The following is a 25,557-nucleotide window of genomic DNA, read 5'->3' on the forward strand; positions in this document are numbered from 1 at the left end:
CTCTGTCCCTGTTTCGATAGTTCAGTGTAGACAGGCTGACCCCACTGGCAATGCCATTTCACGCAGCTACGAACAGCGCGTCCAGCTGCGCCAGCAGCGCCTCGCCGGGCGTGTCGCACCACACGCCGGCACCGCTGCCGTCGATGCCGCGCAGGTACAGGTAACGCACGCCGCCCAGCCGCAGCTGCGGCGCGCGTTGTGCCAGGTAGCGGCGCAGCGCTACGCAGTAGATCAGGTACTGCAGGTAATAGTGTTCGCGCGCGATCGACGCCGCCAGCGCGTCGTGGCCGTAGTCAGCCACGCTGTCGCCCAGGTGGTTGGACTTGTAATCCACCAGCCACAGCGCGCCGTCGGCCACGAACACCAGGTCCATGAAGCCTTTCAGGTAGCCGCGCACGCGGTCGAAATCCAGCTGCGCCGCCGCGGCACGCAGCGGTGCCGCCAGGCCGTTGCCGGGGTCGGTCAGCACCGCTTGCAGCGCCGGCAGGCTCAGGCCGTCGGCCGGCAGCGTGAACTCCATTTCCACCAGCCGCTGCGTCGCGGGCACCGTGGCCAGCCGCACGCCGGGGGCCAGTTCGGCGTTGATGGTGGCGTGCAGCATGTCCAGCGCCGCGTCCTGCCACAGCGCGTCAAAGCCATGACGCTGCAAGGCCTCGGCCACCACCTGCGGCCAACCCTGCGGCTGGGTGAAATCCACCCGCTCGAACATATCGTGCAGGCAGGTACCGGCACGCGCACCACGCGGGAAGGCAAAACGGTCCGGCCGCAACTCGGTAGGGTCCACCGGCTGCAGCACGCCATGGTCGTGGTCGGGCGCCTCGCTGGCCTGCGGCGCACTGCCGTGCAGCGTGCGCGTCAGGCTGCTGAAACTGCTGATGAACCACGGCGTGCGCAGGCGGCGGTGCACCGCCTGCACCTGCGGCTGGAACACGCTGGCCGGCGGCGGCGGCAAGGTGTTCACCGCCACGTTCACCTCGCGGCTGCACACCGCCCCGCCCTGCCCGGCGGCGTAGGCGGCAAGGTCGGCACCGATCAGCGCGTCGGACAGCTCGGTGTCTTCCAGCGCCGCCAGGTTGGCCGCATGGCGGCCGTGCAGCAGCCACGACAGCGCCGCGGTCTGCATGTCTTTCACGTGGCCCCATACGATGTACTGGCGGTGCTCGGCGCGGGTCAGCGCCACGTACAGCAGGCGCAGCTTTTCGGCCAGGATCTCGCCGCGCGCCGCGTCGCGGGCGGCGGCGTCCACTAGCTCGCCCGGCGCCAGCCAGGCCTCGTCGCCGTCGCGGTAGCGCCAGAAGGTGGTGTCGCGCCGCTCCAGCGCGCCGTCCCACAGGAAGGGGCAGAACACCAGCGGGTACTGCAGCCCCTTCGATGTGTGGATGGTGACGATCTTCACCAGCTCGGCGTCGCTTTCCAGCCGCAGCAGCGCTTCCTCGCCGGCCGGCGGGTTGGCCACCGCCGCCTCGAACCAGGCCAGCAGCGGCGCCATGCCGGCTATGCGTTCGGCCTCCTGCTGCAGCAGTTCGGCCAGATGGCCGAGGTTGGTCAGCCGCCGCTCGCCGTCCGGCAACGGCAGCAGGCGCGCCGCCACGCCCTCGCGCGCCATGAAGCTGCGCCAGGCCGCCATGAAGCCGCGCTGCAGCCAGCGGCGGTGGTCGTCCTGGTTGGCCGCCAGCCGTGCTTCCCACGCCGTTTCGTCTTCGCTCAACGCCAGCAGCTGCGCCGCGTCCAGCCCCAGTAGCGTGGTGGCGCACAGCACTTTCAGCCGCGTTTCCGACGCCGGTTCGGCCCAGGCGCGCAGCAGCGCCAGCAGCTCGCCGGCCTCGTGGCTGGCGAACACGCTTTCCTGCGTCAGCGCCACCGCCTTCACGCCGCGTACCGCCAGCGCCTCGCGCACGGCGTCGCCCTGGCGGTGGGTGGCCACCAGCACCGCGATGTCGCCGCCGCACAGCGGCCGCGTCTGCTCGCCTTTGGCCAGCGCGGCGCGGCCGGCACGGGCGTCGCCCAGCAGGCGGGCAATCTCGTGCGCGGTGGCTTCGGCGGCGTACTGCGTGGCCTCGCCCTTGCTGACGCCCTTGGCGCTGTCGCTGGCCGGAAAGCGCAACACGTTGAAGGCGGCGTCGCCGTCGTCGACCTGCAAACGGCTGCCGCCGCTGGGCGCGGCGTCCACCGGCGGGTAATCGATACCGTCCAGCAGGAACGGCTGCGGCCGCGCAAACAGGCCGCTCACCGCCTGTACCAGCGGCGGCTGGCTGCGGCGGTTGGTCAGCAGCGTGTACTGGCGTTCGGCCGGCGCGTCGCGGCGGGCGCTGAGGTAGGCAAAGATGTCGGCGCCGCGAAAGCTGTAAATCGCCTGTTTGGGGTCGCCCACCATGAACACCGGCCGCTGCTGCAGCACGAAGGCGCGGCGGAAGATGCGGTATTGCAGCGGGTCGGTGTCCTGGAATTCGTCGATCAGCGCAATGGAGAAGTCGGCCGCGATGCGTGCGGCCAACCTGTCGCCGTGCTGCGGGTCGTTCAGCGCGGCGGCCAGGTCGGTAAGCAGGTCGTCAAAGCCGCGACGGCGCGTGGCGCGGCGCTGCGCCACCGCCTGTTCGTTGATCCACACGATCATCGCCAGCTTCAGGCCGGCCAGCTGTTGCGCCAGCAAGGCGCTGTAGCCATCCCACGCCGCCAGCCAGGCTTCCACCCGCACAAACAGCGGGTGCTGTGGCGCGCTGTGGCCTTTATTGACGCCTTTGTCGAGCTGGCTTTGCGCCAGCCGCGCCAGGTCTTTCGCCTGCTGCGCCGACAGCTGCGGCAGGCTGGCGTCGGCCAGCAGCAATTGCAGCAGGCGCAGGTAACGCTGGCACTGCGCCGGCTTGTAGCTGGTTTGCTTCAGGCCAGGCGCGGCCAACAGCAGGTCGGCCGCCTGCGGCAGGCTGGCCGCGTCGGCCTGCAGCTGCGCCCAGGCCTTGGCCGCGGCCTCGCGGGCGGCCAGCAGCGCGTCGCTGGCGATGGCGGGCATGCGCAGGTAGGGCTTGGACAGCCACGGTCGCACCTCGGCCAGCCAGCCTTCCGGCGTGTCGCCGTTTTCGGCCAGTATCTGCGCCAGCGCCGGCTGCGCAACGATGCGGGTGCGCCAGAAGTCGTCGGCCAGCTGCTGCAGCTCGGCCAGGTTGTCGGTGGCCAGCTCGGCGGCAAAGGTCTGGCCGCTGTCGAAAGCGGCGTCGGTGAGCACGCGCTGGCAGAAGCCGTGGATGGTGTAGATGGCGGCGGCGTCAAAGCCGGTGATGGCGTCGCGCAGCCGTTGCCGCGCCAGGTCCAGGTTACTGGCGGCCAAGCGCTCGGCCAGCGCCTGCAGGAAGGGGTCGCCGCCCAGACCCTGATCCGGGCCCTGGCCGTCCAGCAGCTGCCACAGTTCCACCAGCCGGCGCCGCAGCCGCTCGCGCAGCTCGGCGGTGGCGGCCTTGGTGTAGGTCACCACCAGCAGGCGGTCCAGCGTGGGCGGCGGCGTGCCGTCCGGCGCGTCCTCCAGCAGCAGGCGCGTGTACAGCGCGGCGATGGTCCAGGTCTTGCCGGTACCGGCCGAAGCTTCGATCAGATTGATGCCCGACAGCGGGCAGTTCAGGGCGTCGAGGGGGTGCATGCGGTACGACCGTCAAAGAGGTTCAATAAACGTTTACTGCTAGCGTCAGAAAATCAAAGGCTGTTTTTGCCACGAAAACCACGAACCAACACGAAAAACAGCCTGACAACACGCATCGCACTGACTTTTTTCGTGCTTTTCATGGCGTTCGTGGCTAAGCATTCTTTTGCCACGAAAACCGCGAACCAACACGAAAAAACTGCCTGATAGCAAGCTTTTCACTGGCTGCTTTCGTACTTTTCGCAGGGCTCGTGACCAAGCATTCTTCCGCCACAAAACCAAGAACAAAAACGAAAAACGGCCCCAAAACACCCATAGGCTGGCTTTTTTTCGTGCTTTTCGTGGGGTTCATGGCTAAAAACCGTCAATGCTTCACCTGCTGCAACGCGCCCACCAGCGGCCGCAGCAGGGTTTCGGCCAGCTGCACGAACAGCGGGTCGGACAACGGCTCCTGATGGCGGAAGGCCAGCAGGTTGGCCGCGTCGTCGCGCTGCGGGCTGCGGCCGAGGCCGGTGAAGTCGGGCGCCCATTCGTTTTGCGCGGCGCCCATTTCCTTGCCGCTGTCGGCGCGGGCGTAGGCCAGCGAGGTGCGGGCAAAGAACGGCAGCGGCTGGCTTTGGCCTTGCAGGTAACGCGCCAGCCACGCCTGCAGCAGCTCGCCGGCGGCCAACGCCACGCCGTCGGCGTCGAAGGCGCCAAAGCGATGCACGCCGTCGTCGGCGTACAGCACGCTGTCCGGCGCCACGCCGGGCAGGCCGGCGGCCAAGCGTACCAGGTGCTCCAGCCACAAGGTGATCAGCTCCGGCGCGTTGGCCTTGCGCGGCACTACCCGTAGCAGGCCTTCCGGCCGCAAGCCGGCCAGCTCGCCGCTAAGCATCACCTCGCCCAGTTGCAGCCGTACCGGCTGCGGCGGCAGGGTGTCGGCCAGCAGCGCGTCCGGCAGGCGGGCGGCAAAGCGGGCGCTGGCGGCGCGCTCCAGCCCCAGCCAGGCCTCGCCCAGCGCAGCGTCGGGCAGCAAGCCCTGCCCTGCCAGCCGCGCTTCGGCATGGCGCAGCGGCTGGCCGGCCAGCATGGCACCCACCAGCGTGTCGCGCAGCGTGCTGCGGCTGTCGCGGTCGATGGCAAACGGCTCGCGTACCGGCAGCTCGTCGGCGTGGCGCGCCAGCTTCAGGCCCAGGCGGTCGGCCAGCCAGGCGCGCACCGGGTTGCGCCAGAAGCGCAGGAAGTCGGCCAGCAGTACCACCGGCGGCGTGGCGTACGGCAAGGCGGTGGCAAACGGCGGCGCGTCGCCGGCGGGCGCCGCCAGCGCGGCCGCCCACAGCGGTTCGTAACTGGGCAGCGTGCCGTCGTAGTAATGGCGGCTGAACGGCTGCAGCGGGTGGCGGGTGGTTAGCGCCGGGGCGACGTCTTCGCCGCACATCTGGCCTAGCGTATCCAGCAGCTCGGCCACCAGCGGCGACGGCGGCAGCGGTTCGTCGCTGCGCACGCTGCGGCCAACCCAGCTCAGGTACAGGGTGTCGCGCGCCGACAGGATGGCTTCCAGGAACAGGTAGCGGTCGTCGAAACGGCGCGAGCGGTCGCCACGGCGCGGGTGGCGCGCCACCAGGTCGAAGCTGACCGGGCGCTCGTCGCGCGGGTAGGCGCCGTCGTTCATGCCCACCAGGCACAGCACGCGGAACGGGATGGAGCGCATCGGCACCATGGCGCAGAAGGTGAGGCCGCCGGTGAGGAAGCCGCCGCTGGACGACATTTCCAGCTGGCGCAGCACCGCGTCGCGGATGACGGTGAGCGGCACCGGGCGGTGGAACTGCGCCAGCGCGGCGTCGGCGGCCAGCGCGTCGGCGATGGCGTACAGCTGCTGCAGCGCGGCTTCGTCGTCTTCTGCCACGCTGAACAGCGCTTGCGCCGCCAACCGCAGGCGCTCGGCCCAGTCGGCCACGCTGGCCGGCTGCGCCCAGCTGGCGGCCAACCCTGCCAGCGTGTCGTACAGCGCGGCCAGGCTGGCCAGCTTGTCGGCCAATTGCCCCTGGGCGGCGCTGTCCGGCAGCAGGCCGGCAAACAGCGGCGCACCGTCACCGGCCAGGCTGGCCGGCAGCATGGTGCCCAGCAGCAGGCGGTCCAGCCCCCAGCGCCAGGTGTGGGTGGCGTCGGCCGGCAGCCCCAGCGCTGCCTTGTGCGCGGCGTCGCGGCCCCAGCGGATGCCGGCGCGGCGCACCCAGGCGGTGAGCAGGCTGACGTCGTCGTCGCCCAGGCCGAAGCGCGCCAGCAACGGGGCGCAATCGAGCAGCGCCAGCACCTCACTGGCTTCGAAGCGACCGTCCACCAGCTGCAGCACCTTGCCGAAGGTAGCCAGCAGCGGCACTTCGCGCGCCAGGCGGCGGTCGGCAATGCTGTACGGGATGGACGGCGCGTCGTCGCGGTAGCCGAACACGGCGTCGATATACGGCGCGTAGGCGTTGATGTCGGGGGTGAGCACGGCGATGTCGGCCGGCGTCAGCGACGGGTCGGCGGCCAGCATCGCCAGCAGCTGGTCCTTCAGGATTTCCAGCTCGCGCATCGGGCTGTGCGCGATGTGGCAGACGATGGAGGCGTCACCGGGCTGGTACGGTGCCGGCTGCTGCGACGGCGGCGTCAGGGTGAGGATGTCGTGCTGCAGCCGCGCCAGCAGGCTGTCGCTGTCGGGCGCCATGAAGGCGGACACCGGCTCGCCGACACCGCCGGCAATCTCGTCGAAAAAGTCGCGCCCTTGCTGGCCCAGCGACGCCAGCAGCGGGTGGCCGCTGGCCGCAGCGGCGTCGCCGAACAGGTCGCCCTGCGGCGCGCGGGCGCGCAGGTCGCCCCAGTAGGCCTCACTGGGGTTGAGCAGGAACACGTTGACCTCGGTAAGTTGCGCCATGCGTTGCAACAAGGCCAGGTACATCGGCGCCAGCGTGGCAATGCCGAATACCGACACTCGCTGCGGCAGGTGCTCGCGGCGCAGGCCGGCAAAGAAGTCGTCCAGCATCATCACGCGGTGGCGGCCGGGCACGTCGGCGGCCAACTGCTGCCACAGCGCGGCCTGCCACGCTTCGTCGTCACCCAGCCCCAGCAGGCGGCCGGCTTCCCAGGCGCGAATCCAGTCCGGGCGGAACACCAAGTATTGGTCGTAGATGTCGGCCACTTTGCCGGCCAGCTCGAAACAGGCCAGCGGGCCGCCTTCCAGATAGCGCTGCAGCGGGGTGAACGGCTCGCCTGACAGCGTGGGCAGCACGTCTACCAGCCGCCAGGCCAGCACCTCCGGCGCAAATGCCGACTTGGGCGGCAGCTCGGGCAGCACGGTTTTCATCAGCCGCCAGGCAAAACCGGCCGGCAGTACGTAATCGAGGTTGGCCGCCAGCCCGCGCTGGCGCGCCAGGCTAAGCGTGAGCCAGCGCCCCATGCCCCGGCTTTGCACGATGATGCGCTCGGGCGCGAACGGATCGTCCAGCGGGCTGTCTGTGAGGTGGCTGTACAGGATGCCCAGGGCTTCCAGGCGGTTGGATTGATACAGGTTCAGCGGCATGGCACAGCTATGGCGAAGGCATCGATGCCGGCAGTGTAGCATTCCGCTGCCCGTTCAAACCGCTATCATGGCGGCCAACCTTTACCCCGGAAACACAAGATGGATTACCAGACTTTGAAACACGCCCACGCCGGCCTGGCCTACCTGTCGGTCAGCCTGTTTGCCGTGCGCGCCGCGCTGTCCTACCTGCGCCCGGCCGCGCTGCACACCCGTGCACTGCGCATCACCCCGCACCTGATCGACACCGCGCTGCTGGCCGCCGCCATCACGCTGGCGGTGATGGCCGGGCTGTCGCCGCACAACCAGCCGTGGCTGGCGGCCAAGCTGGTTGCCCTGCTGGCGTACATCGCGCTGGCCAGCATCGGCCTGAAACGGCTCCACGGCTCGCCGTGGCGCGCCGTGGTGCTGCTGGCAGCGCTGGCGATGCCGCTCTACATGATTGCAGTGGCCAAGACCAAGCTGGTGTGGCCTTTCATTTAACAAAATAGTGCAGTCATCCATGTAAAGCCGTCGCCGCCAGCGCAGCCCGCCACACCCCAATCCTGAATGTCATAGAATGCTCGAGTGATAAGTAGACCAGAGCGACTGAATATGAAGACAACACTCTCGATTGCCTTGCTTGGCACGGTTTTGCTCAGCGCCTGCGGTGGCGGCGGCGGTGGGGGTGCCAGCCAGCTGGTAACGCCGTCCGGCAGTAGCGACCCGCTCTATAGCCGGCAATGGCACTTGAAGAATACCGGACAGGAAGGTGGCACACCGGGTATCGACATCAATGTCGAGCCGGTTTGGCAAGCCGGCAACGAAGGGGCCGGCGTGACCGTAGCCGTCGTGGACGATGGCCTGGAGATCGGCCATGAAGACCTTGCTGCCAATGTGTTAACCGGGCAGTCATTGAACATGGCGGCTAACGGTCTTGCGGCCAACAACCCCAGCCCCACCAGCGACTACGACGACCACGGCACCGCCGTGGCCGGCCTGATTGCTGCAGCCCGCAATACGGTTGGGGGGCGCGGCGTTGCACCACAATCCAAACTGCTAGGGGTCAATGTCCTAGTCGCGGCAACGTCTGACATTAACGACGCTACAGCGCTACTACACGGCAAAAGCATTGTTGCCGTCAGCAACAATAGCTGGGGCAATACGGATGGCGATAATGAACTTGGGCCGGCAGGACCATTGTTCAGAGCCGCAGTGCAACAGGGAGCACTGACGGAGCGTGCGGGCAAGGGCATTGTGTTTCTGTTTGCTGCCGGTAACGGTTACCAACTCAGACAGCCTGACGGCAGCCTGCTGGCTACCGCACAGCGCTCCAGCTACGATGGCTTCAACAACACGGCCTACGCCCTCAATATCGCTGCCGTACGTGCCGATGGCACGCCATCAGAGTACAGCGAACCCGGCGCCAATGTACTTGTCAGCGCACCATCCGATACCTTCGATATCAACTTGCCGTGGCTGTACACCACAGCCATCACCGGCAGCTACGCCGGCACTACCTATATGGGCCAGCCTTGGCTGTTCGCTAATTACAAAAACGACTTCGGTGGTACGTCTGGTGCCACACCCGTCGCAGCAGGCGTGGTTGCCTTAATGCTGAGCGCCAATCCTTCTCTTGGCTGGCGCGATGTACGCTGGATTCTGGCCCAGACCGCGCGCAGGGTGAACGACAGCACAGAGAACGGTACTGCCGCAGTCGGGCACGGCAGCTACAGCCATAGAACAGGCTTTGGCCTAGTTGATGCCAGTGCGGCCGTTGCCATGGCCAAAACGCACAGCCTGCTGCCGGCCATGCAAAGCTGCACCATCAACCTAATAAGCAGTGCAGTCAGTCCTGCGGGCGGTGCAATCAACCTTAGCCAAGGCGCAGCTAACTGCAACATCAGCCGACTCGAAAGCGCTGATTTGTCGATACAGCTCAGCAGCGACACCGACGCAGCCCCCCTCGACATCGCCCTGACGAGCCCGCTAGGACGGGTTAGTACGCTGGCCACCCCGCATAGTTGCTACACCCGCTCTTTTACAGATCGCATCTACCGTCCGACCAGCTGCGGCAACCGCTATGACGACTGGACCTTCCACTCCGTACGCCATATGGGAGAAAGCCCTGCCGGTAACTGGCAACTCCGCATCAGCGGCCTGCAAGCCGGCAATCGGCTACTTGGCAGCCAGTTGGTTTTACGTGGCCATTAACCTAAACAGAAAGCCGACATCATGAAAAAAAGCCTACTGATTTTACTGCTGCTGGCTACTGCCTCCCACACCTGGGCCACAGCAGAAGTGTTTACATGGAAGGAGGCGGGTAAAACACGCATCGCTGTTGTCGACCCGGATACCCGAGCTGCCATGGGTAAGGACAAGGTAAACCACCTAGCATTGCATGGCCAGGATCGCAACGTACGTTTCTACCGCACGGACACGATTCGTAGCCGGCAAATTGCCGATAGTCAGCCCGCGCTGCTGCCGGTACTGCGCCAAGGCAAAGATAACCGTGGCCCATGGATGTTGCCCGCTGGAGGCGTGATTGTGCGCACACAGGATGAAGCTGCATTAAAGCAATGGGCTTCACAACAGGGTGTAGCGCTGAAAAACAGCCCGGTAGCTGGCTACTGGATACTGGAAACGGCGCCTGGGCAAGCAGCCTTGCAAGTCAGCAACCGGGTGCAGCAACTGCCTGGTATCGAGACGGCCAGCCCTAACTGGGCTACGGCGCGCGGCAAACGCTAAAGCACGCCCTCACAGTAACGGCAACCTAGGCACGCGCGGGGATGCGGTTTCTTGCTCTCACCTCCGCGTAGTCAGGCAGGCATGCCATGGCAAAGCCTGCTGCATCAGGTACAATCCTGCCTGTTTATGCAAACAGGTTTGCTCGCCATGAATCACGCTGTCTGCACTGCCCTGCTTCTTTGTTGTGTACTGAGTGCCTGCGGTGGTGGGGGCGGGGGTGGGGGCGGCACCAGTAATCTGGCAACGCCCGGCAGCAATACGGTTGTGCCACCGGTGTCATCAGGGCTTGACCCCCTTTATGGCCGACAATGGCACCTCAAAAACACGGGGCAGGAAAGTGCGCTACCAGGCATCGATATCAACGTCGAGACCGTGTGGCAGCAAGGCAATGAAGGCCAGGGTATTACCGTTGCCGTCATCGACGATGGTCTGGAACTGGTTCACGAAGACCTGGCCGACCGGGTACTGGCCGGCCAGTCACTGAACCTGGCCAGCAATGGTCGGGCGGCCAATGACCCCAGCCCGGTTGATGCCAGCGATGATCACGGTACCGCTGTAGCAGGCTTGATCGCCGCAGCACGCAACAGCACTGGCGGCCGTGGCGTGGCACCGCGTTCCAGCCTGCTGGCGGCCAACCTGCTGACAGCCCCATCGTCAGACAGTATGGAAGCCTCTGCCCTGCTGCACGCAGAAAATGTGGTGGCCATCAGCAATAACAGCTGGGGCAGCAGTGACGATGATAACGAGCTGAGTTACAACGGCCCGCTCGCACGCGCCGCCATTGACCAGGGCGCCAATAGCGGGCGAAGCGGTCGTGGTATTGTCTATCTGTTTGCTGCCGGTAATGGCGCTGTACGGCAACAACCGGATTATTCGATGCTGCAGACCGGGCAGCGCTCGGTCTACGATGCCTACAATAATCACCCGTTCGTGCTCAATATCGGTGCCGTCAGGGCTGACGGCACGCCATCCGAATACAGCGAGCCAGGCGCCAATATTCTGGTATCCGCCCCGTCCAATAGCTACAGCCTCACCCTGCCCGGTCTCTATACCACAGCGCTGAGCGGCAGTTACCAGGGCTATGCCTACCTGGGCCAAGCTTGGGCCTATGCCAATTATCGCCCGGACTTTGGCGGTACCTCCGGTGCCACGCCCATTGCCGCCGGCGTAGTAGCACTGATGCTGGCGGCCAACCCTCAGCTGAGCTGGCGTGACGTGCGCTGGATTCTGGCCAGTACCGCCAAAGCGGTCAGCAATAGCCCGGAAAGCGACACCGCCGCACTGGGGCATGGCAGTTACAGCCATAAAACCGGTTTTGGGCTGGTCGACGCACAGGCCGCAGTCAGCATGGCGCAGAGCCATACGCTCTTGCCAACAATGAAAACCTGCACACTGGACATCGTTGCCGGCAGCGCGCAGCTGGCGCCCGACAGTAACGGCGAGCTGCAGGCCAACGTGAATACCGGCAGCTGCGACATTACACAGCTGGAAACTGCCGAGCTGGTACTGACCTCCACCAGCAACGTCGGTAATACCGCCATTACCCTTACCAGCCCCTTGTCGCGTAGCAGTGTGCTGGCCACGCCGCATAACTGCTTTAGCCGCAACGTGCTTGGCTACCACATCGCCACAGCGTGTAATGTGACTTACAGCGGTTGGCGTTTCCAGAGTGTTCGCCACATGGGTGAAAACCCGACCGGCACTTGGTCGCTGCTGATCAGTGGCATGCACGGCAGTGACCGCCTGAGCAATACCCAGCTGATCCTGAGAGGAGTCTGACATGATATTGCCTGCACTGCGCCGCAGCTGGCTGCTGCTGATGCTGCAAGGTCTGCTGTCATCCGGCATGGTACTGGCTGCTGACAGCGTGTTCAGCTGGAAAGAAGACGGCAAAACCATCACGGCGATAGTGGATGGCAATACCCGCGCCAGCCTGGACAACCGTCAGCTGCCGCTGCCACTAGTCGCTAACTCACATGCATTACGCCTTTATCGTACCGACACCGCGCAGCGGCGCGAACTGGCAGCAGCCCAGCCAGCCATGTTGCCAGTACTGCGCCGAGGCAAAAATGGCCCGTGGCTGGTACCAGTCGGTGGCGTCGTCGTGCGTACACAGGATGAAGCCGCACTGCAAAACTGGGTCAGACAACATGGACATAGCCTGCAAGCAACGGCGGTACGGGGTTACTGGCTGCTGTCATCAGCCGCGGGTACTGCCGCACTTGAGCTAAGTACACAGCTGCAACAGCTACCCGGCATACAAACAGCCACCCCCAACTGGGCCAGCCCGCGCGCCAAACGTTAAGCTACAAAAAAACGGCTGGCACAAGGCCAGCCCAGGATGGACAACAATCCGCCCCGACCATGTCGGGGCCATGGGAGAAAAGCACGTCCTGCCTTACACACCCAAACGGTCACGCATGCCGTACCACCAGGCACCCAGCGTCAGCATAGGCACCCGGAACAGGCGCCCGCCCGGGAACGGGTAGTGCGGCAGGCTGGCAAAGGCATCAAAGCGCTCACTCTGGCCACGGATGGCTTCGGCCATGATGCGGCCGGCCAGGTGGGTGTAGGTGACGCCGTGGCCGCTGCAGCCTTGCGAATAGTAAATGTTGTTGCCAATGCGGCCAGCCTGCGGCAGGCGGGTCAGCGTTAGCGAGAAGTTACCGGTCCAGCCGAATTCGATCTTCACGTCTTTCAGTTGCGGGAAAGTCTTCAGCATTTTGGGGCGGATCAGGCTTTCGATCTGGCCCGGGTCGCGCGCACCGTACACAGTACCGCCACCGTACAGCAGACGGTTGTCGCCGGTGAGGCGGTAGTAGTCCAGCAGGAAGTTGCAATCTTCCACGCAGTTGTCGCCCGGCAGCAGGCTGCGCGCCAGGTCGGCTGGCAGCGGCTCGGTAGTAATTACCTGGGTGCCGCACGGCAGGGTCTTCTCGGCCAGTACCGGAATGAGGTTACCCAGGTAGGCGTTACCAGCCACCACCACGAAGTTGGCCGTCACCTGGCCTTGCGCGGTTTTCACCACCGCCGGCTCGCCGCGTACCACCTCGGTCACTGCCGATTGTTCGTAAATGCGGCCGCCCAGCGATTCGATCGCGGCCGCTTCGCCCAGCGCCAGGTTCAGCGGGTGGATGTGGCCACCCCAGTGGTCCAGCAGCGCGCCGACGTACTGCTCGGACTGCACGATGCGGCCCATGCCGGCCTTGTCCACCATCTCGATGCCGGTATGGCCGAAGCTTTCCCACAGCCGGCGCTTGGCGTCCAGCTCGTCCAGCTGCTTGTGGGTAAAGGCAGCAAACACGTTGCCATCTTTCAGGTCGCACTGGATGTTGTACTTGGCGATGCGCTCGCGGATGATCTTGCCGCCCTCGAAGGCCATGGCGCCCAGGCGTTTGGCCGCCTCCTTGCCGTGGCGCGCCTCGATCACGTCCATATCGCGGCTGTAGCTGTTAACGATCTGGCCGCCATTGCGACCGGACGCGCCCCAGCCAACGCGGGCGCTTTCCAGCACCACCACGCTGAAACCGGCTTCAGCCAGGTGCAGGGCGGTAGAGATGCCGGTGTAGCCGGCGCCGATGACGCAGACGTCTGCGCGCACACTGCCCGCCAGTGCCGGGCGTGCCGGGCTGGGGTTGGCAGAATGGGCGTAATAGGAATGGGTGTGTTCGATGCGCTGGCTCATGATGTATGTCATCCATTTTTTAAACACTGGCGTGCAGGTGACGCCGGTTTATGGGCTGATTATGCGCAAGCCTTTGCCATTTGTCTAATATGTTAAACGCCAATGACGCAAATGCCATCGCCGGCGTGATGCCGGCGCACCACAAGAAAAAAGCCGGCAAGCCCCAGGCCAGTCTTGCGGCCAACGTTGGGCTTGCCGGCTGTGCCGGGCCAAGCAGGTTTACATGGTGAGGTGCATGCGCAGCGCCTCGCGCTTGGCGGACAGGTCCACCCCCGGCAGGTCGGCAATGATATCCGGGTGATCCAGCAGCTTCTCGACGGCGAAGTCCACGAACACGCGGGTACGCGGGGCAATGTGGTCACGGTGCGGGAAGCAGATGTAGATGGAACGCTCCATCGACACGTAGTCGGTCAGCACTGCCTGCAGGCGGCCGGCGCGAACGTCGGCCAGCACTTCGTGGCCCGGCAATTGCGCCACGCCCAGGCCCAGGCGGGCCATTTCCACTACCGAATCCACGTCATTGACGGTGTAGGTACCGGTCACTTCCAGCGGAATGCGCTCGCCGTTACGTTCGAATTCCCACTTGTACAGCCGGCCGGAGGTGGGGAACTGGAAGTTGATACAGTCGTGCGCCGACAGTTCTTCCGGGCTACGCGGCTTGCCGTGTTCGGCCCAGTAGGCCGGCGACGCCACCACGTACTGCGGAATGTGCGCCAGGTGACGCGCCACCATGCGGCTGTCCGGCATCATGCCGACGCGCACGCCGACGTCGTAACCGTCTTCGATCAGGTCGCTGAAATGATCGTCCATACCAAAGAACACTCGGATCTTTGGATAACGCTGGCAGAATTCTTCCATCAGCGGCAGGATGAAGCGTCGACCGAAAGCATTAGGCAAACTGATGCGCAGATGGCCGGCAGGCTCGTCACGACTGGCCTTCAGCTGATTGATGGCCGAGTCCAGGTTGTTGACCGGGCCGCGGCACTGCGCGTAGAAGCGGCGGCCGTCTTCGGTCAGCGTCAGCTGGCGGGTAGTGCGGTTGAACAAGCGTACTTCCAGTTCCTGCTCCAGACGGGCAATGCTCTGACTGACAGCGGCTGGCGAGACGCCCAGCTTGCGAGCGGCGTCGGAAAAACTGCCGTTCTCGGCAGTGGTCATGAAGACCATTAGCGCTTTTAATGTATCCATCGGGCTATCTCGCAAATGACATAATGAAAGGGGCTGCTGATACGCTATTTGAAAATAGCGCGGCGGTAAAGCTCACCAAAATTGACAATTTCACTGACAAATAATAGGCCAAAATCAGAATCACTTAAAGATATTTTCCACTTTCCTGTCAAATCAGTACCTGTCACTGCCACGCCCAACAGCGACTCCTGCGGTTTGGTAGTGGGTAACGTGGTGCTCAGACAACTTGCAGGATGATGCGTATTTGCAACATGACTCGTAGTCCGCATAGCAATATCTGACGTGCTTGCAATAAACAGACAGATAGCTACCATGAGCTTTACTCATGGCAAACACAATAAAGCTTGGGCTGGATGGGACCCTTGGTTAAGATATTGGTTCAATACCAAAAACATACAGGGAGAACAGCATGTCGAAAGGTATTCCTTTTGCTTGTGGCTCAATCTCCGCGGGTCTGACACACGCTCAACTCAGCCAGTTGCTGGAATGGATCCACGGCCTGCCCTCGATGGCAGACGACAAGGAAATGCACACGTTCCTGCCGATGCTGGGCAGGGAAGCAGCTGTAGCTGCCTTATGGATTACTCATGGCCAGGCGACACCGCAAGGCTGGCAGGCCGTACCGCGCAACTATGGCCTGCCTGCAGCCTGCCACAGCCACGACTGGCAACGGCTGCCGGACGACATCGGTCAATCAACAACATGTTTCTGGTTGACCCACACCAGCCCGGCAACCGCCTGCTTTGCACTGCAACGCGATGGCTTTGCCACCTTGCTGTACGTACAGCCGTACGATGCAGAAGCGGCTGCTACGCTACGCATGCTGGGCAGCCTGCTGCCACACCTGCACGCCACACTGCAACGCCTGGTGCCAGCCCCAAGCGGGGTAAATCCGCTGTCCCATCGCGAAAAAGACATTTTTCACTGGATGATGCGCGGCAAAACCAACTGGGAAATCGCCACCATCCTCGATATCAGCGAGCGCACGGTGAAATTTCACGCGGCCAACATCATCCGCAAACTGGAAGCCAACAACCGCACCCACGCCATCGTGCTGGGCATCCAGAAAGGCCTGGCGGCCTGATTAGGGCCAGTTAACACTATTTCTTGCTGCGGCGCAGGCCTGAGAAGTTTTCCAATGCCAGGCAGAGGGCGACGCGCTGTGTGGTGCCCAGCGCAAACCTGACAACGCCGCAGTGGGAAGCTTATCGGGCCTGCCCGTCAGGGCGCACGCCATGCGGGGCACTGCTTTGTCAAACCGTGCTGGCAGGGATGGCCCTGCCGCGCCCGGTTTTTCGCGCATTGCCACCGCCTGACAAGCGCCGCTGCCGCAAAAATAGCGTTAACAGTCCCTAGACAGAACATTGCCCTATCCGGCCGTGCTTGACGTTCGTCAACGCACGGCTTTTTTGCGCTGGTCAGAATCGTGCTCCTGCTCTAACCACCCCGAAAGCACGCATGTCCCGCTCCCTCTTTTCTCCGCTTGTCATCCGTGGCCGTGAACTCCTGCCCATCGTGCAGGGGGGCATGGGCGTCGGCATTTCTGCCAAGCAGCTGGCCGGTGCCGTGGCCCGCGCCGGTGGCGTCGGTACCGTGGCCAGCGTGGACCTGCGCCACCTGCACGACGACCTGATGGCCGATGCGGCCAACCAGCAGGGGCAGGACGGCATCAACCGCCTGAACCTGATCGCGCTGGACCGCGAAATCAAAGGTGCCCTGACGCGTGCCGAAGGCCACGGCATGGTGGCCGTCAACGTGATGAAAGCCGTGGACAACCACGCCGCGCTGGTACGCCAGGCGTGCGAGTCGGGTGCCCACGCCGTGGTGATGGGCGCCGGCCTGCCGCTGGACCTGCCGGAAATGACCGCCAACCACCCCGACGTGGCGCTGATCCCTATCTTGTCCGAGTCGCGCGGCATCGGCATTGTGCTGAAGCGCTGGATGAAAAAGGGCCGTCTGCCGGACGCTATCGTCATCGAGCACCCCAACCACGCCGGTGGCCACCTGGGTGCCGCCCGTATTGGCGACGTCGGCGATGCCAAGTTCGACTTTGCCCGCGTGCTGGAAGAAACCTTCGAGCTGTTCAAAGGGCTAGGTTTGGAGCGCGAGCGCATTCCGCTGATCGTGGCTGGCGGCGTCAATAGCCACGAAAAAGTACAAACCTACCTCAACGGCTACGGCGCCAGCGGCGTGCAGATCGGCACCGCGTTTGCCGTCACCAGCGACGGCGACGCCCACATCAACTTCAAGCGCACACTGGCCGGTGCCAGCCGCGACGACATTGCCGAATTCATGTCGGTAGCCGGTCTGCCGGCGCGCGGCGTACTGACGCCGTTCCTGAAAAGCTACCTCAAGCGCGAGGACAAGCTGCAGGCCAACGCCAAGGCCGACCCGGCACGCTGCACGCAGGCGCTGAACTGCCTGACCGTGTGCGGCCTGCGTGATGGCCTGGCCAAGGTGGGCCAGTTCTGCATCGACCTCAAACTGGCGGCCGCCTTCCGTGGCGAAGTCAGCAAGGGGCTGTTCTTCCGCGGCGCCGACCCGCTGCCGTTTGGCGACGCCATCCGCAGCGCCAGCGAAACCATCCACTACTTCCTCACCGGCGAAAAACCGCTGGACTTGCAGCCGGCCTGAACGGCAAGCGCTGCGCACCCTGCGGCCAACCTTGCCCCTGCTGCTGCAGCGTGGTCAGGGTTGGCCGCATTTGTTACAGTGCGGTACTACCCGTCATGTAACCCTCTTACTACGCCCTGCCATGACCGCGTTTACCAGCTGTAACCCCGCCTCCGGCGAAGTCGTGTTCACCCGCCCTGTCAGCAGCAGCGAACAGCTGACCCGCCAGTTGGCCAGCCTGCGCCACGCCCAACACCGCTGGGCCCACCTCGATACCGCCACCCGTGCGGCGCGCCTGCTGCGGCTGGCCGACATTCTCAGCGCCCATCGCCACGCGCTGGCCGCGCTGGTATCGCTGGAAGTGGGCAAGCTGGAGCGCGAATGTCTGGCCGAGATCGACAAGTCGGCACAGCTGATCCGCTACTACGCCGAGCTGGCGCCGGCGCTGCTGGCGCCCAAAGACATTCCCACCCAGGCCAGCCGTAGCGGCGTGGCCTTCGAGCCGCTGGGCCTGGTGCTGGCCATCATGCCGTGGAACTACCCGGTGTGGCAGGTGCTGCGCTTTGCCGTGCCGGCGCTGATGGCCGGCAACGGCTGTCTGGTGAAACCGGCGCCGTCGGTGCCGCAATGCACGGCGCTGCTGCTGGATATCGTGCGCGAAGCCGGGCTGGACGTACTGGACGTGGCCTGGATCAACCACGACCTGGCCGAAGACGCCATCAAGGGCTGCGACGCGGTGGCATTTACCGGCTCCACCAGCGCCGGCCGCCAGGTAGCGGCCATGGCTGGCCGCCACCTGAAGAAAACCGTGCTGGAGCTGGGCGGCAGCAACCCGTTCATCGTGCTGGCCGACGCCGACATCGACGCCGCGGCGCAAGAAGCCGCCCACTCGCGCTACCGCGACGCCGGCCAGAGCTGCAACGCCGCCAAGCGCATGATCGTGGTACCCGAAATTGCCGACGCCTTCGTGGCGCGCTTTCTGCAACACGTGGCCGCGCTGCGCCCCGGCCACCCGGCGGACGACCACACCACGCTGGCACCGCTGGCACGCGCCGATTTGCGCGAGGCGCTGCACGCCCAGGTGCTGGACGCGGTCAGCCACGGTGCCAGCCTGCTGGCCGGCGGCGTGATGCCGCACGGTGCCGGCTTCTTCTACCCGGCCACGGTGCTGGACCACGTCACGCCGGCTTGCCGCGTCTACCAGGAAGAAGTGTTCGGCCCGGTGGCCACCATCCTGCGCGCCCGCGACGAGGCCGACGCGCTGCGGCTGGCCAACGACACGCCGTTCGGCCTGGGCGCCAGCATTTTCAGTGCCGATGTGGAACGCGCCTGGCAGCTGGGCCGCGACATCGAAGCCGGCGCCGTGTTCATCAACCGTTACACCAGCTCCGACCTGCGGCTGCCGTTTGGCGGCGTGAAGGCTTCCGGCTACGGCCGCGAGCTGTCCGAGTTCGGCCTGTACGAGTTCGTCAACGTCAAAACCTACTGGCAGAAATGAACCGGCGCGCAAGCGTGTGGTCGCACCGCACTGTTGCCCTCACCTTGCCGCCACCATGCTGTCTTCCCGCCCCCGCTCTCTTAAAAATTCGCCACGCAGCAGTTGGCTGCGCATCGCGCTGGCCGCGCAGCAATTGCAGCACGGCACGCTGGCGGACGTCATCGGCCGCCACCCGCGCCAGCAGCTGACCTGGCTGGGCCTGTTGGCCGCACCCTTGCTGCTGCCGGTGGCCATTCCGGGCATGGCCACCACCGTCGGTGCCTTCTGCCTGCTGGTGGCGCTGTCAGTGGCGCTAGCCAAACCGCTCCCCCTACCAGGCTGGCTGGGCCGCCGCCAGGTACCGGATGCACTGCACGGTCCGCTACACCGCATCCTGCACCGCCTGGCCGGCGTGCTGGGCCGCATCAGCCAGCCCCGTCTGTTGGCCCTGAGCGGCCCGCGCTGGCGCTGGCTGAACGGCAGCATGCTGGCGCTGGCCGGCGCATCGATGATGACACCGATGCCGCTGGTGTCGTTCGATAACGTGGTGCCTGCCGCCGCCATCGCGCTGCTGGCCTGGGGCCTGCGCGTGCGCGACGGCGGCCTGCTGCTAGCCGGCTACGTCACCACGGTGCTGGCCTGGCTGTACGTGGGCCTGCTGTGGTGGGCGGGGGCCGAGATCGTACTGTGGTTGGCGCAGTGGCTGCCCGCCGGCTGGCTGTAAGGGCGTGGCAAAGCTGCCAAGCCGAGGCCTTGGGCGTATGATCGTGCTTTTACGCATCCGCCTCTGGCACAGGACCCCTCATGAGCACTATCACCCTGTTCGGTAACCGTCTGTCCGGCCACAGCTATAAAGTCCGCCTGGCCCTGGTACTGGGCGATGTGTCGCACGAATACCGCCACGTGTCGCTGCACTTGCCGCGCGAAGAGCGCGAACCTGAATTCCGCGCCGCCAGCCGCTGGGACGAAGTTCCGGCCCTGGTGGTGGACGGCGTGCCGATGGTGCAATCCAACGCCATCCTGCAATGGCTGGCCGAAAGCGAAGGCGTGCTGGCCGGCCAGCCCGGCGAGCGCCAGGGCATTCGCGAGTGGCTGAGCTGGGAAGCCAACCGCATCGGGTTTTCGCTGCCCAACCTGCGCTACTCGCGCCTGTTTTCGCCGCTGGACCCGGGCGCCGAAGCGTGGATGGAAGCCCGTACCCGCCGCGACCTGGACGTGCTGGACGCCCATCTGGCCAAGCAGGACTACCTGCTGCCCAGCGGCCTGACCATCGCCGACCTGTCCTGCAGCGGCTACCTGTGGCTGATCGAAGACGCCGGCCTGACGCTGGACGCCTGGCCGCATGTCGCCGCCTGGCTGGCGCGCATTGCCGCGCAACCGGGCTGGGAGCCGATCGCCACGCTGATGGCGCCGGACTTCCACGAGTAAACCCTGCCGTGGCGCCGCCGCAGCGCATCTGGCTTCAGCGCGAGGCCCCGGCCAAGCCGGCGCCGGGGGCGCCGTGCAACGGCTGTGGCGTATGCTGTGCCGCCGCGCCCTGCCCGCTGTCACGGCTGCTGCTGGCGCATCGCCACGGCCCGTGCCCGGCGCTGCAATGGCAAACCGCCGATAGCCACTACGGCTGCGGCCTGCTGCTAGCGCCGCGCCGCTACCTGCGCTGGCTGCCGCCGATGGCCCAGCCGCTGTTCCTGCGCCTGGCGCGCCGCTACCTGGCCATTGGCCACGGCTGCGATGCCTATGTCGAGGCCTACCCCGAACCGGAAACCGAAGATGACTGATCTGCACGCCCGCCTGGCCGCCATCGTGGGTGCGGCCAACCTGCTGACCGACCCGCACGACCTGGCCCCGGCGGTCACCGACATGCGCGGCCGCTATACCGGCCGGCCACTGGCGATGGCGCTGCCGGCCAGCCGCGATGAGGTCTCGGCCTTGGTACGCCTGTGCGCGGCCGAAGGCATCGCCATCGTGCCGCAAGGCGGCAACACCTCTACCTGCGGCGCCGCCACGCCGGATGGCAGCGGCCGCCAGCTGATCATCGGCCTGCGCCGCATGCAGCGCGTGCGCCATATCGATGCGGCCAACCTGTCGATCACCGTGGACGCCGGCTGCACGCTGGCCCAGGTACAGCAAGCGGCTGCCGGCGTGGGGCGGCTGTTTCCGCTGTCGTTGGCCAGCGAGGGCAGCTGCCAGATCGGCGGCAACCTGTCCACCAACGCCGGCGGCCTGGCGGTGCTGCGCTACGGCACCATGCGCGAGCTAACGCTGGGGCTGGAAGTGGTACTGCCGGACGGCACGCTGCTGGACGCGCTGTCCGCGCTGCGCAAGGACACCACCGGGCTGGACGTGAAGCAGCTGTTCATCGGCGCAGAAGGCCAGCTGGGGCTGATTACCGGCGCCACGCTGAAACTGTTTGCGCTACCTACCGCCTACAGCACCGCGCTGCTGGCGGTAGACAGCGCCGAGGCCGCCATTGCCACGCTGAACGCGCTGCAGGCACGCTTTGGCGACCGCCTTACCACCTTCGAGATGATCTCCGAACCCTGCCAGCGCATCTCCGAGCGCCACAAGCCCGGCTGCATGCCGTTCTTTGCGCCATGGGCGCTGCTGGTGGAGCTGTCCGATGGCGGCGAGCCGGCCGCGCTGCAAGCCAGCTTCGAACAGTGGCTGGGTCAGCAAGACTTCCGCGATGGCGTACTGGCGCAAAGCGAGGCCGAACGCGCCAGCCTGTGGCAGCTGCGCGAAGACATCTCCGACATGCAAAAGCGCGAAGGCCCCAGCATCAAGCACGATATCGGCGTACCCAGCTCCGCCATCCCGGCTTTTCTGGCCAGCTGCGGTGCGGCGCTGGAGGCGGCCTTCCCCGGCGTGCGCATCGTCGCCTTCGGCCACGCTGGCGACGGCAACCTGCACTACAACATCAGCTATACCCGCCCCGGTAACGCCGAGCTGTTTGCCGACGAAGACGCGGTGAACGCCATCGTCTACGAGCACGTCTACCGCTACCGCGGCACCTTGGCCGCCGAACACGGCGTCGGCCAGCTGAAGGCGCACTGGTTACAGCGCTACAAGGACCCGGTAGCCCTCGCCATCATGCGCGGCATCAAGCAGCAACTCGACCCGCAAGGCCTGATGAACCCGGGGCGCTGGCTCTAGCATTGTCTGCCATAAAGCATTGTTTGGATGCATACTTCTGATAATTAACCATTGAAATAGCGTTGCGCTTTCAGGACAAATAGCTATCCTGAGGAGTAGACACATCACTGACAGGTAAGCGCATGGCCACCGAACCTGACCCACAGCTGCTGATTGCCAGCCTGCTGGAGACGGCCCCGATCGGCATTGCGGTACTCGATAGCGAGTGCCGTTACCTTCACATCAATGCCATGCTGGCTGCCTCCAACGGGCTGCCGGTGGCAGCACACATCGGCCGCCGCCCGCGCGACATACTGCCCGACGCCGGCCCTGGCCTGGAGGCCATCATGCACGCGGTACTCGCCAGTAACCAAGCGCGTACCCGCTTTGCCGCCTGCGCCGAGGTGCCCCCGGGTTCTGGCCAGTTACGGCATTGGGAAGCCAGCTATCACCCGCTGCCGGGTCGCAACGGTCAGCCTGACGGCATTATTGCCATGGTGGAAGACGTGACCGTGCGACACGAAGCCGAACGTCTGCAACGCGAAACCGAAGCCCATGTCCGCCGCGTACTGGATAACCTGTTTACCTTTGTTGGCGTACTCAGCCCCGACGGTACGCTGCAAAGTGCCAACCGTGCGCCGCTGGACGCCGCCGGCATCCGCATGGAAGACGTGTGTGGCCTGAAATTCTGGGATTGCTACTGGTGGAACTACGCGCCGCACGTCCAAGCCCGGCTGGAGCACGCCGTGCTGCAAGCCGCCTGCGGTGAAGTGTCACGCTTCGACGTGGTGGTCCGCATGGCCGGCGACAGCCGGCTGCCAATCGACTTCATGCTGGCACCACTACGCGACGAGCACGGACAGATTACCCACCTGATCGCCTCGGCTATCGATATCAGCGCCCGTAAACACAGCGAAGACGCGCTGCGGCAGAACGAGACCTTGTTGCGCCAGGTAGTGGAAGCCATACCCGATGGCTTGCTGATGATAGACAGTCACGGCGTCATCCGGCTGGTGAACCAGCGCATGGAAAGCTTGTTCGGCTACCCGCGTGCCACCTTGCTAGGTCAGCACTTTGAGGCTTTGCTGCCCGATAGCGTGCGCGACAACCACCGTGCAAACGTACAGCACTACATGCAGGCACCGGTAAGCCGCGACATCGTCAGTAGCCAAGTACTGCAAGCCCGGCGCCGCGACGGCAGCCTGTTCCCCTGCGAAATCGGCCTGTCGCCATTGCAGGTAGGCGGCAAGCCACACGTGCTGGCGACCATCACTGCACTACAGGCTGCGAACAAGACAGCAGTCAATGATCAGGAGGCTGGCGAGGCGTAGCAATAACGCGAGTGAAGGCGGGGGAGACACTGCAAGAAAACGGCAGACAAAAAAAATCCCCTGGGAAACTCCGCAGGGGCCAACACGAGGAAGAAACATCTCGCCGGCAGGGCCGACACGATGCTTCGAGGGGCTAACACCACAAAAACCTTTCGGCTTGAGTGCGCTGCACAATTTAAGGCAATTACTCTAGATTGTCCATTGTTTTATCAGGGCCTTGGCAATAAGTTCCGCTTGAACGTGGTGATTTTGTCCGCGAGCAGGCCAAGCAAATTGCTTTAATGCCATCAACATTGACCCTTGCTGCATTACAAGCAAGTGGCAATCCGTCAAACAGCACAAGGGCTGCTTGCATGGCAAGCAGCCCTTGTGTTCTCCACGCCAGCAGCCTGCCGGGCCGGTGGCTGTCTCAGTTCTTCACCGGCCGCTTGGCCAGCATGCGCTGCAGCGTGCGACGGTGCATGTTCAGCGCCCGGGCGGTGGCCGACACATTGCCGTCGTGCTCGGCCAGCACGCGCTGCAGGTGCTCCCAGCTGACGCGCTTGAGCGACATCGGCTGCGCGGTGACGTCCTGCTCGGGGTTGGCCGCCACCTGACCCAATGCGTTCAGGATGTCGTCGACACCGGCCGGTTTGGCCAGGTAGTTGACCGCGCCCAGCTTCACCGCCTCCACGGCGGTGGCGATGCTGGCGTAGCCGGTCAAGACCAGAATCCGCGCCGCCGGGGCCTTTTCCAGCAGCAGCGGTAGCAGGCGCAGGCCGCTTTCGCCGGCCAGGTTGAGGTCGAGGATGATGTGCGGCGGCACCGCTGCCGCAACTTCGACCAGCGCCGCCTCGGGGTTGGCCGCATGGCGCACGGTGTAGCCGCGTCGCGTCAGGCTGCGCGCCAGCACCGTGGCAAAGGCGACGTCGTCGTCGATGATCAGCAAGTCGTTCATGGGGTTTCCAGTGGCAAACGCAAGGTGGCGCAGACGCCGCCCTGCGGGTCGTTATCCAGGTTCAGTTCGCCGCCCAGGTGCGACAGCGTCACGTGCGACAGCATCACCCCCAGGCCCAGGCCGGCCGGTTTGCTGCTGTCCAGCGGCGCCAGGCCGGCACGCGCCAGCTGCGCGGGGCTGAGGCTGCCGCGCCGGTTGCGGATCTGCAGCGTCAGCCAGCCATCGTCGCTGGCCACGCTCAGCTCCACTTCGCCGCCGCCGGCTTCGGCCGCGTTGTTCAGCAGGTTGAAAAAGGCCGGCCAGAAGCGCGGGTCGAACGCCACCGCCGGGCCACCGTGGTGTAAACCATGGCGCAGCAGCTTCACGTCCGGGCGGCTGGAATGCCAGCCCTGCAGCCGCTCGTCCAGCGCCTCGCACAAGGGCTGCGGCGCCGGCCGGCTTTCGGCCCCGGCTTTCAGCCGCGCCAGCGCTTCGCGGCACACCGCCAGCTGGCCGTGCATCAGCTGCAGGTCCTGCACCAGCTCGGGTGGCGTGGCGTAGCTGGCCTGCATGTCTTCGCACAGCAGGGTCAGCGTATTGAGCGGGGTGGACAACGTGTGCGCCGCCCCTGCCGCCTGCACCCCCAGCGCCACCAGCTGCTCGTCGCGCAGCTGCGCCTCGCGCGCGGCGGCCAGCGCCGCTTCGCGCTGCGCCAGTTGCCAGGCGAGGTAGGACACAAAGCCGGTCAGCAGCGTCACCGACACCGCAAAGGTGATCCACATCCCCACCAGGTGTAGCTGGAAGGCGTAGGCGGCATCGTCACCGGCCAGCGGCCACGGCAGGTGCCAGACAAACAGCAGGCCGTAGGCCATCAGGCTGACGATGGCCAGCCCCCAGGCCCGCGCCGGCGGCAGCAGCAAGGCGCCAAACAGCACCGGCGGCAAATACAGCGAGGCCAGCGGGTTGGCCGCACCGCCGGTCAGCGCCAGCATTTCGGTCAGCACCGCGATATCGGCCAGCAGGCCGATGGAAATCAGCTCGCGCGGCGGCAAGCCGCGCCGCGCCAGCCATGGCGTCAGCAGATTCAGCAACGCCAGCGTCAGCCACGCCTGCCCCAGCAAGACCAGCGGCAGCACCAGGCCAACCAGCTGGCCCAGCACGATCAGCAATAGCGCGGCCAGCAGCATGGCCCAGCGCAGTTGCAGCAGGCGCTGCTGCACCAGTTCGAGGTTGGCCGCAAACAGGGCCGGAAACACGGTAGGCATCATGGCGGCACTTTACCATCGCCATCGATAGTGGCGCAGCGCTGCGGCATTTTGTCG

20 protein-coding genes are annotated in these 25,557 nt (G+C 65.3%); 13 read left to right on the forward strand and 7 right to left on the reverse strand.

Features of this window, described 5'->3' with window-relative positions; genetic code table 11:
• Positions 1–58: 58 nt before the first annotated feature.
• Positions 59–3,628, reverse strand: a complete 3,570-nt coding sequence (gene recB, locus ACK4FZ_RS05410; RefSeq protein ID WP_409818635.1) for an exodeoxyribonuclease V subunit beta — start codon at positions 3,626–3,628, stop codon at positions 59–61.
• Positions 3,629–3,992: 364 nt separating this feature from the next.
• Positions 3,993–7,169 carry an exodeoxyribonuclease V subunit gamma gene (recC, locus tag ACK4FZ_RS05415; protein ID WP_409818636.1) on the reverse strand — a complete coding sequence of 1,059 codons (3,177 nt, stop codon included), beginning with the start codon at positions 7,167–7,169 and terminating at the stop codon, positions 3,993–3,995.
• Positions 7,170–7,268: 99 nt separating this feature from the next.
• Between recC and ACK4FZ_RS05420 the strand changes: the two genes are divergently transcribed.
• The 5 genes from ACK4FZ_RS05420 (at position 7,269) to ACK4FZ_RS05440 (ending at position 12,198) form a co-directional block, all read left to right on the forward strand.
• Positions 7,269–7,649, forward strand: a complete 381-nt coding sequence (locus tag ACK4FZ_RS05420) for a SirB2 family protein (RefSeq protein ID WP_409818637.1) — start codon at positions 7,269–7,271, stop codon at positions 7,647–7,649.
• A gap of 246 nt (positions 7,650–7,895) precedes the next feature.
• Positions 7,896–9,359: a S8 family serine peptidase gene (locus ACK4FZ_RS05425; RefSeq protein ID WP_409818638.1), complete on the forward strand. Its 1,464-nt coding sequence runs from the start codon at positions 7,896–7,898 to the stop codon at positions 9,357–9,359.
• 21 nt (positions 9,360–9,380) lie between these two features.
• Positions 9,381–9,893, forward strand: a complete 513-nt coding sequence (locus ACK4FZ_RS05430; protein ID WP_409818640.1) for a hypothetical protein — start codon at positions 9,381–9,383, stop codon at positions 9,891–9,893.
• 273 nt (positions 9,894–10,166) lie between these two features.
• Entirely contained in the window at positions 10,167–11,672 is a 1,506-nt protein-coding gene (locus ACK4FZ_RS05435; RefSeq protein ID WP_409818641.1) for a S8 family serine peptidase, read from the forward strand.
• 1 nt (position 11,673) lies between these two features.
• On the forward strand, positions 11,674–12,198 hold the full coding sequence (locus tag ACK4FZ_RS05440; protein WP_409818642.1) for a hypothetical protein: 525 nt from the start codon (positions 11,674–11,676) through the stop codon (positions 12,196–12,198).
• A gap of 93 nt (positions 12,199–12,291) precedes the next feature.
• Here ACK4FZ_RS05440 and ACK4FZ_RS05445 read toward each other — a convergent pair whose 3' ends face one another.
• The 3 genes from ACK4FZ_RS05445 to ACK4FZ_RS05455 form a co-directional block, all read right to left on the reverse strand.
• A complete protein-coding gene (locus ACK4FZ_RS05445) occupies positions 12,292–13,578 on the reverse strand; it encodes an NAD(P)/FAD-dependent oxidoreductase (protein ID WP_409818643.1) in 1,287 nt (428 codons plus the stop codon).
• 219 nt (positions 13,579–13,797) lie between these two features.
• A complete protein-coding gene (locus tag ACK4FZ_RS05450; protein WP_144373302.1) occupies positions 13,798–14,766 on the reverse strand; it encodes a LysR family transcriptional regulator in 969 nt (322 codons plus the stop codon).
• Positions 14,767–14,810: 44 nt separating this feature from the next.
• Positions 14,811–15,080, reverse strand: a complete 270-nt coding sequence (locus ACK4FZ_RS05455; protein ID WP_409818644.1) for a hypothetical protein — start codon at positions 15,078–15,080, stop codon at positions 14,811–14,813.
• A 95-nt stretch (positions 15,081–15,175) separates the two neighbouring features.
• On the opposite strand from ACK4FZ_RS05455, the gene ACK4FZ_RS05460 reads away from it, so the two are divergent.
• The 8 genes from ACK4FZ_RS05460 (at position 15,176) to ACK4FZ_RS05495 (ending at position 23,319) form a co-directional block, all read left to right on the forward strand.
• Positions 15,176–15,850, forward strand: a complete 675-nt coding sequence (locus ACK4FZ_RS05460; protein WP_409818645.1) for a helix-turn-helix domain-containing protein — start codon at positions 15,176–15,178, stop codon at positions 15,848–15,850.
• 374 nt (positions 15,851–16,224) lie between these two features.
• Positions 16,225–17,400 (forward strand): NAD(P)H-dependent flavin oxidoreductase, encoded by a 1,176-nt coding sequence (locus ACK4FZ_RS05465; RefSeq protein ID WP_409818646.1) that lies wholly within the window; start codon positions 16,225–16,227, stop codon positions 17,398–17,400.
• Between the two features lie 121 nt (positions 17,401–17,521).
• On the forward strand, positions 17,522–18,877 hold the full coding sequence (locus ACK4FZ_RS05470; RefSeq protein WP_409818647.1) for an aldehyde dehydrogenase family protein: 1,356 nt from the start codon (positions 17,522–17,524) through the stop codon (positions 18,875–18,877).
• Between the two features lie 55 nt (positions 18,878–18,932).
• On the forward strand, positions 18,933–19,580 hold the full coding sequence (locus ACK4FZ_RS05475; RefSeq protein ID WP_409818648.1) for an exopolysaccharide biosynthesis protein: 648 nt from the start codon (positions 18,933–18,935) through the stop codon (positions 19,578–19,580).
• Between the two features lie 80 nt (positions 19,581–19,660).
• The gene (locus tag ACK4FZ_RS05480; RefSeq protein WP_409818649.1) at positions 19,661–20,284 is read left to right on the forward strand and encodes a glutathione S-transferase family protein; all 624 of its coding nucleotides are present in this window, start codon (positions 19,661–19,663) and stop codon (positions 20,282–20,284) included.
• Positions 20,285–20,292: 8 nt separating this feature from the next.
• Complete coding sequence (locus tag ACK4FZ_RS05485) at positions 20,293–20,634, forward strand: hypothetical protein (protein ID WP_409818650.1); 342 nt, start codon at positions 20,293–20,295, stop codon at positions 20,632–20,634.
• Positions 20,627–22,009, forward strand: a complete 1,383-nt coding sequence (locus tag ACK4FZ_RS05490; protein ID WP_409818652.1) for an FAD-binding oxidoreductase — start codon at positions 20,627–20,629, stop codon at positions 22,007–22,009. The genes ACK4FZ_RS05485 and ACK4FZ_RS05490 overlap by 8 nt, the downstream gene beginning before the upstream one ends.
• 122 nt (positions 22,010–22,131) lie before the next feature.
• Entirely contained in the window at positions 22,132–23,319 is a 1,188-nt protein-coding gene (locus ACK4FZ_RS05495) for a PAS domain-containing protein (protein ID WP_409818654.1), read from the forward strand.
• A 409-nt stretch (positions 23,320–23,728) separates the two neighbouring features.
• Here ACK4FZ_RS05495 and ACK4FZ_RS05500 read toward each other — a convergent pair whose 3' ends face one another.
• Together ACK4FZ_RS05500 and ACK4FZ_RS05505 are read right to left on the reverse strand one after the other, a co-directional pair.
• The gene (locus ACK4FZ_RS05500; RefSeq protein ID WP_409818655.1) at positions 23,729–24,256 is read right to left on the reverse strand and encodes a response regulator transcription factor; all 528 of its coding nucleotides are present in this window, start codon (positions 24,254–24,256) and stop codon (positions 23,729–23,731) included.
• On the reverse strand, positions 24,253–25,503 hold the full coding sequence (locus ACK4FZ_RS05505; protein WP_409818657.1) for an ATP-binding protein: 1,251 nt from the start codon (positions 25,501–25,503) through the stop codon (positions 24,253–24,255). Before ACK4FZ_RS05505 ends, ACK4FZ_RS05500 begins: the two co-directional genes overlap by 4 nt.
• Positions 25,504–25,557: the final 54 nt, after the last annotated feature.

Source organism: Vogesella sp., from assembly GCF_046297735.1.
GTDB classification, from domain to species: Bacteria; Pseudomonadota; Gammaproteobacteria; order Burkholderiales; family Chromobacteriaceae; genus Vogesella; species Vogesella urethralis.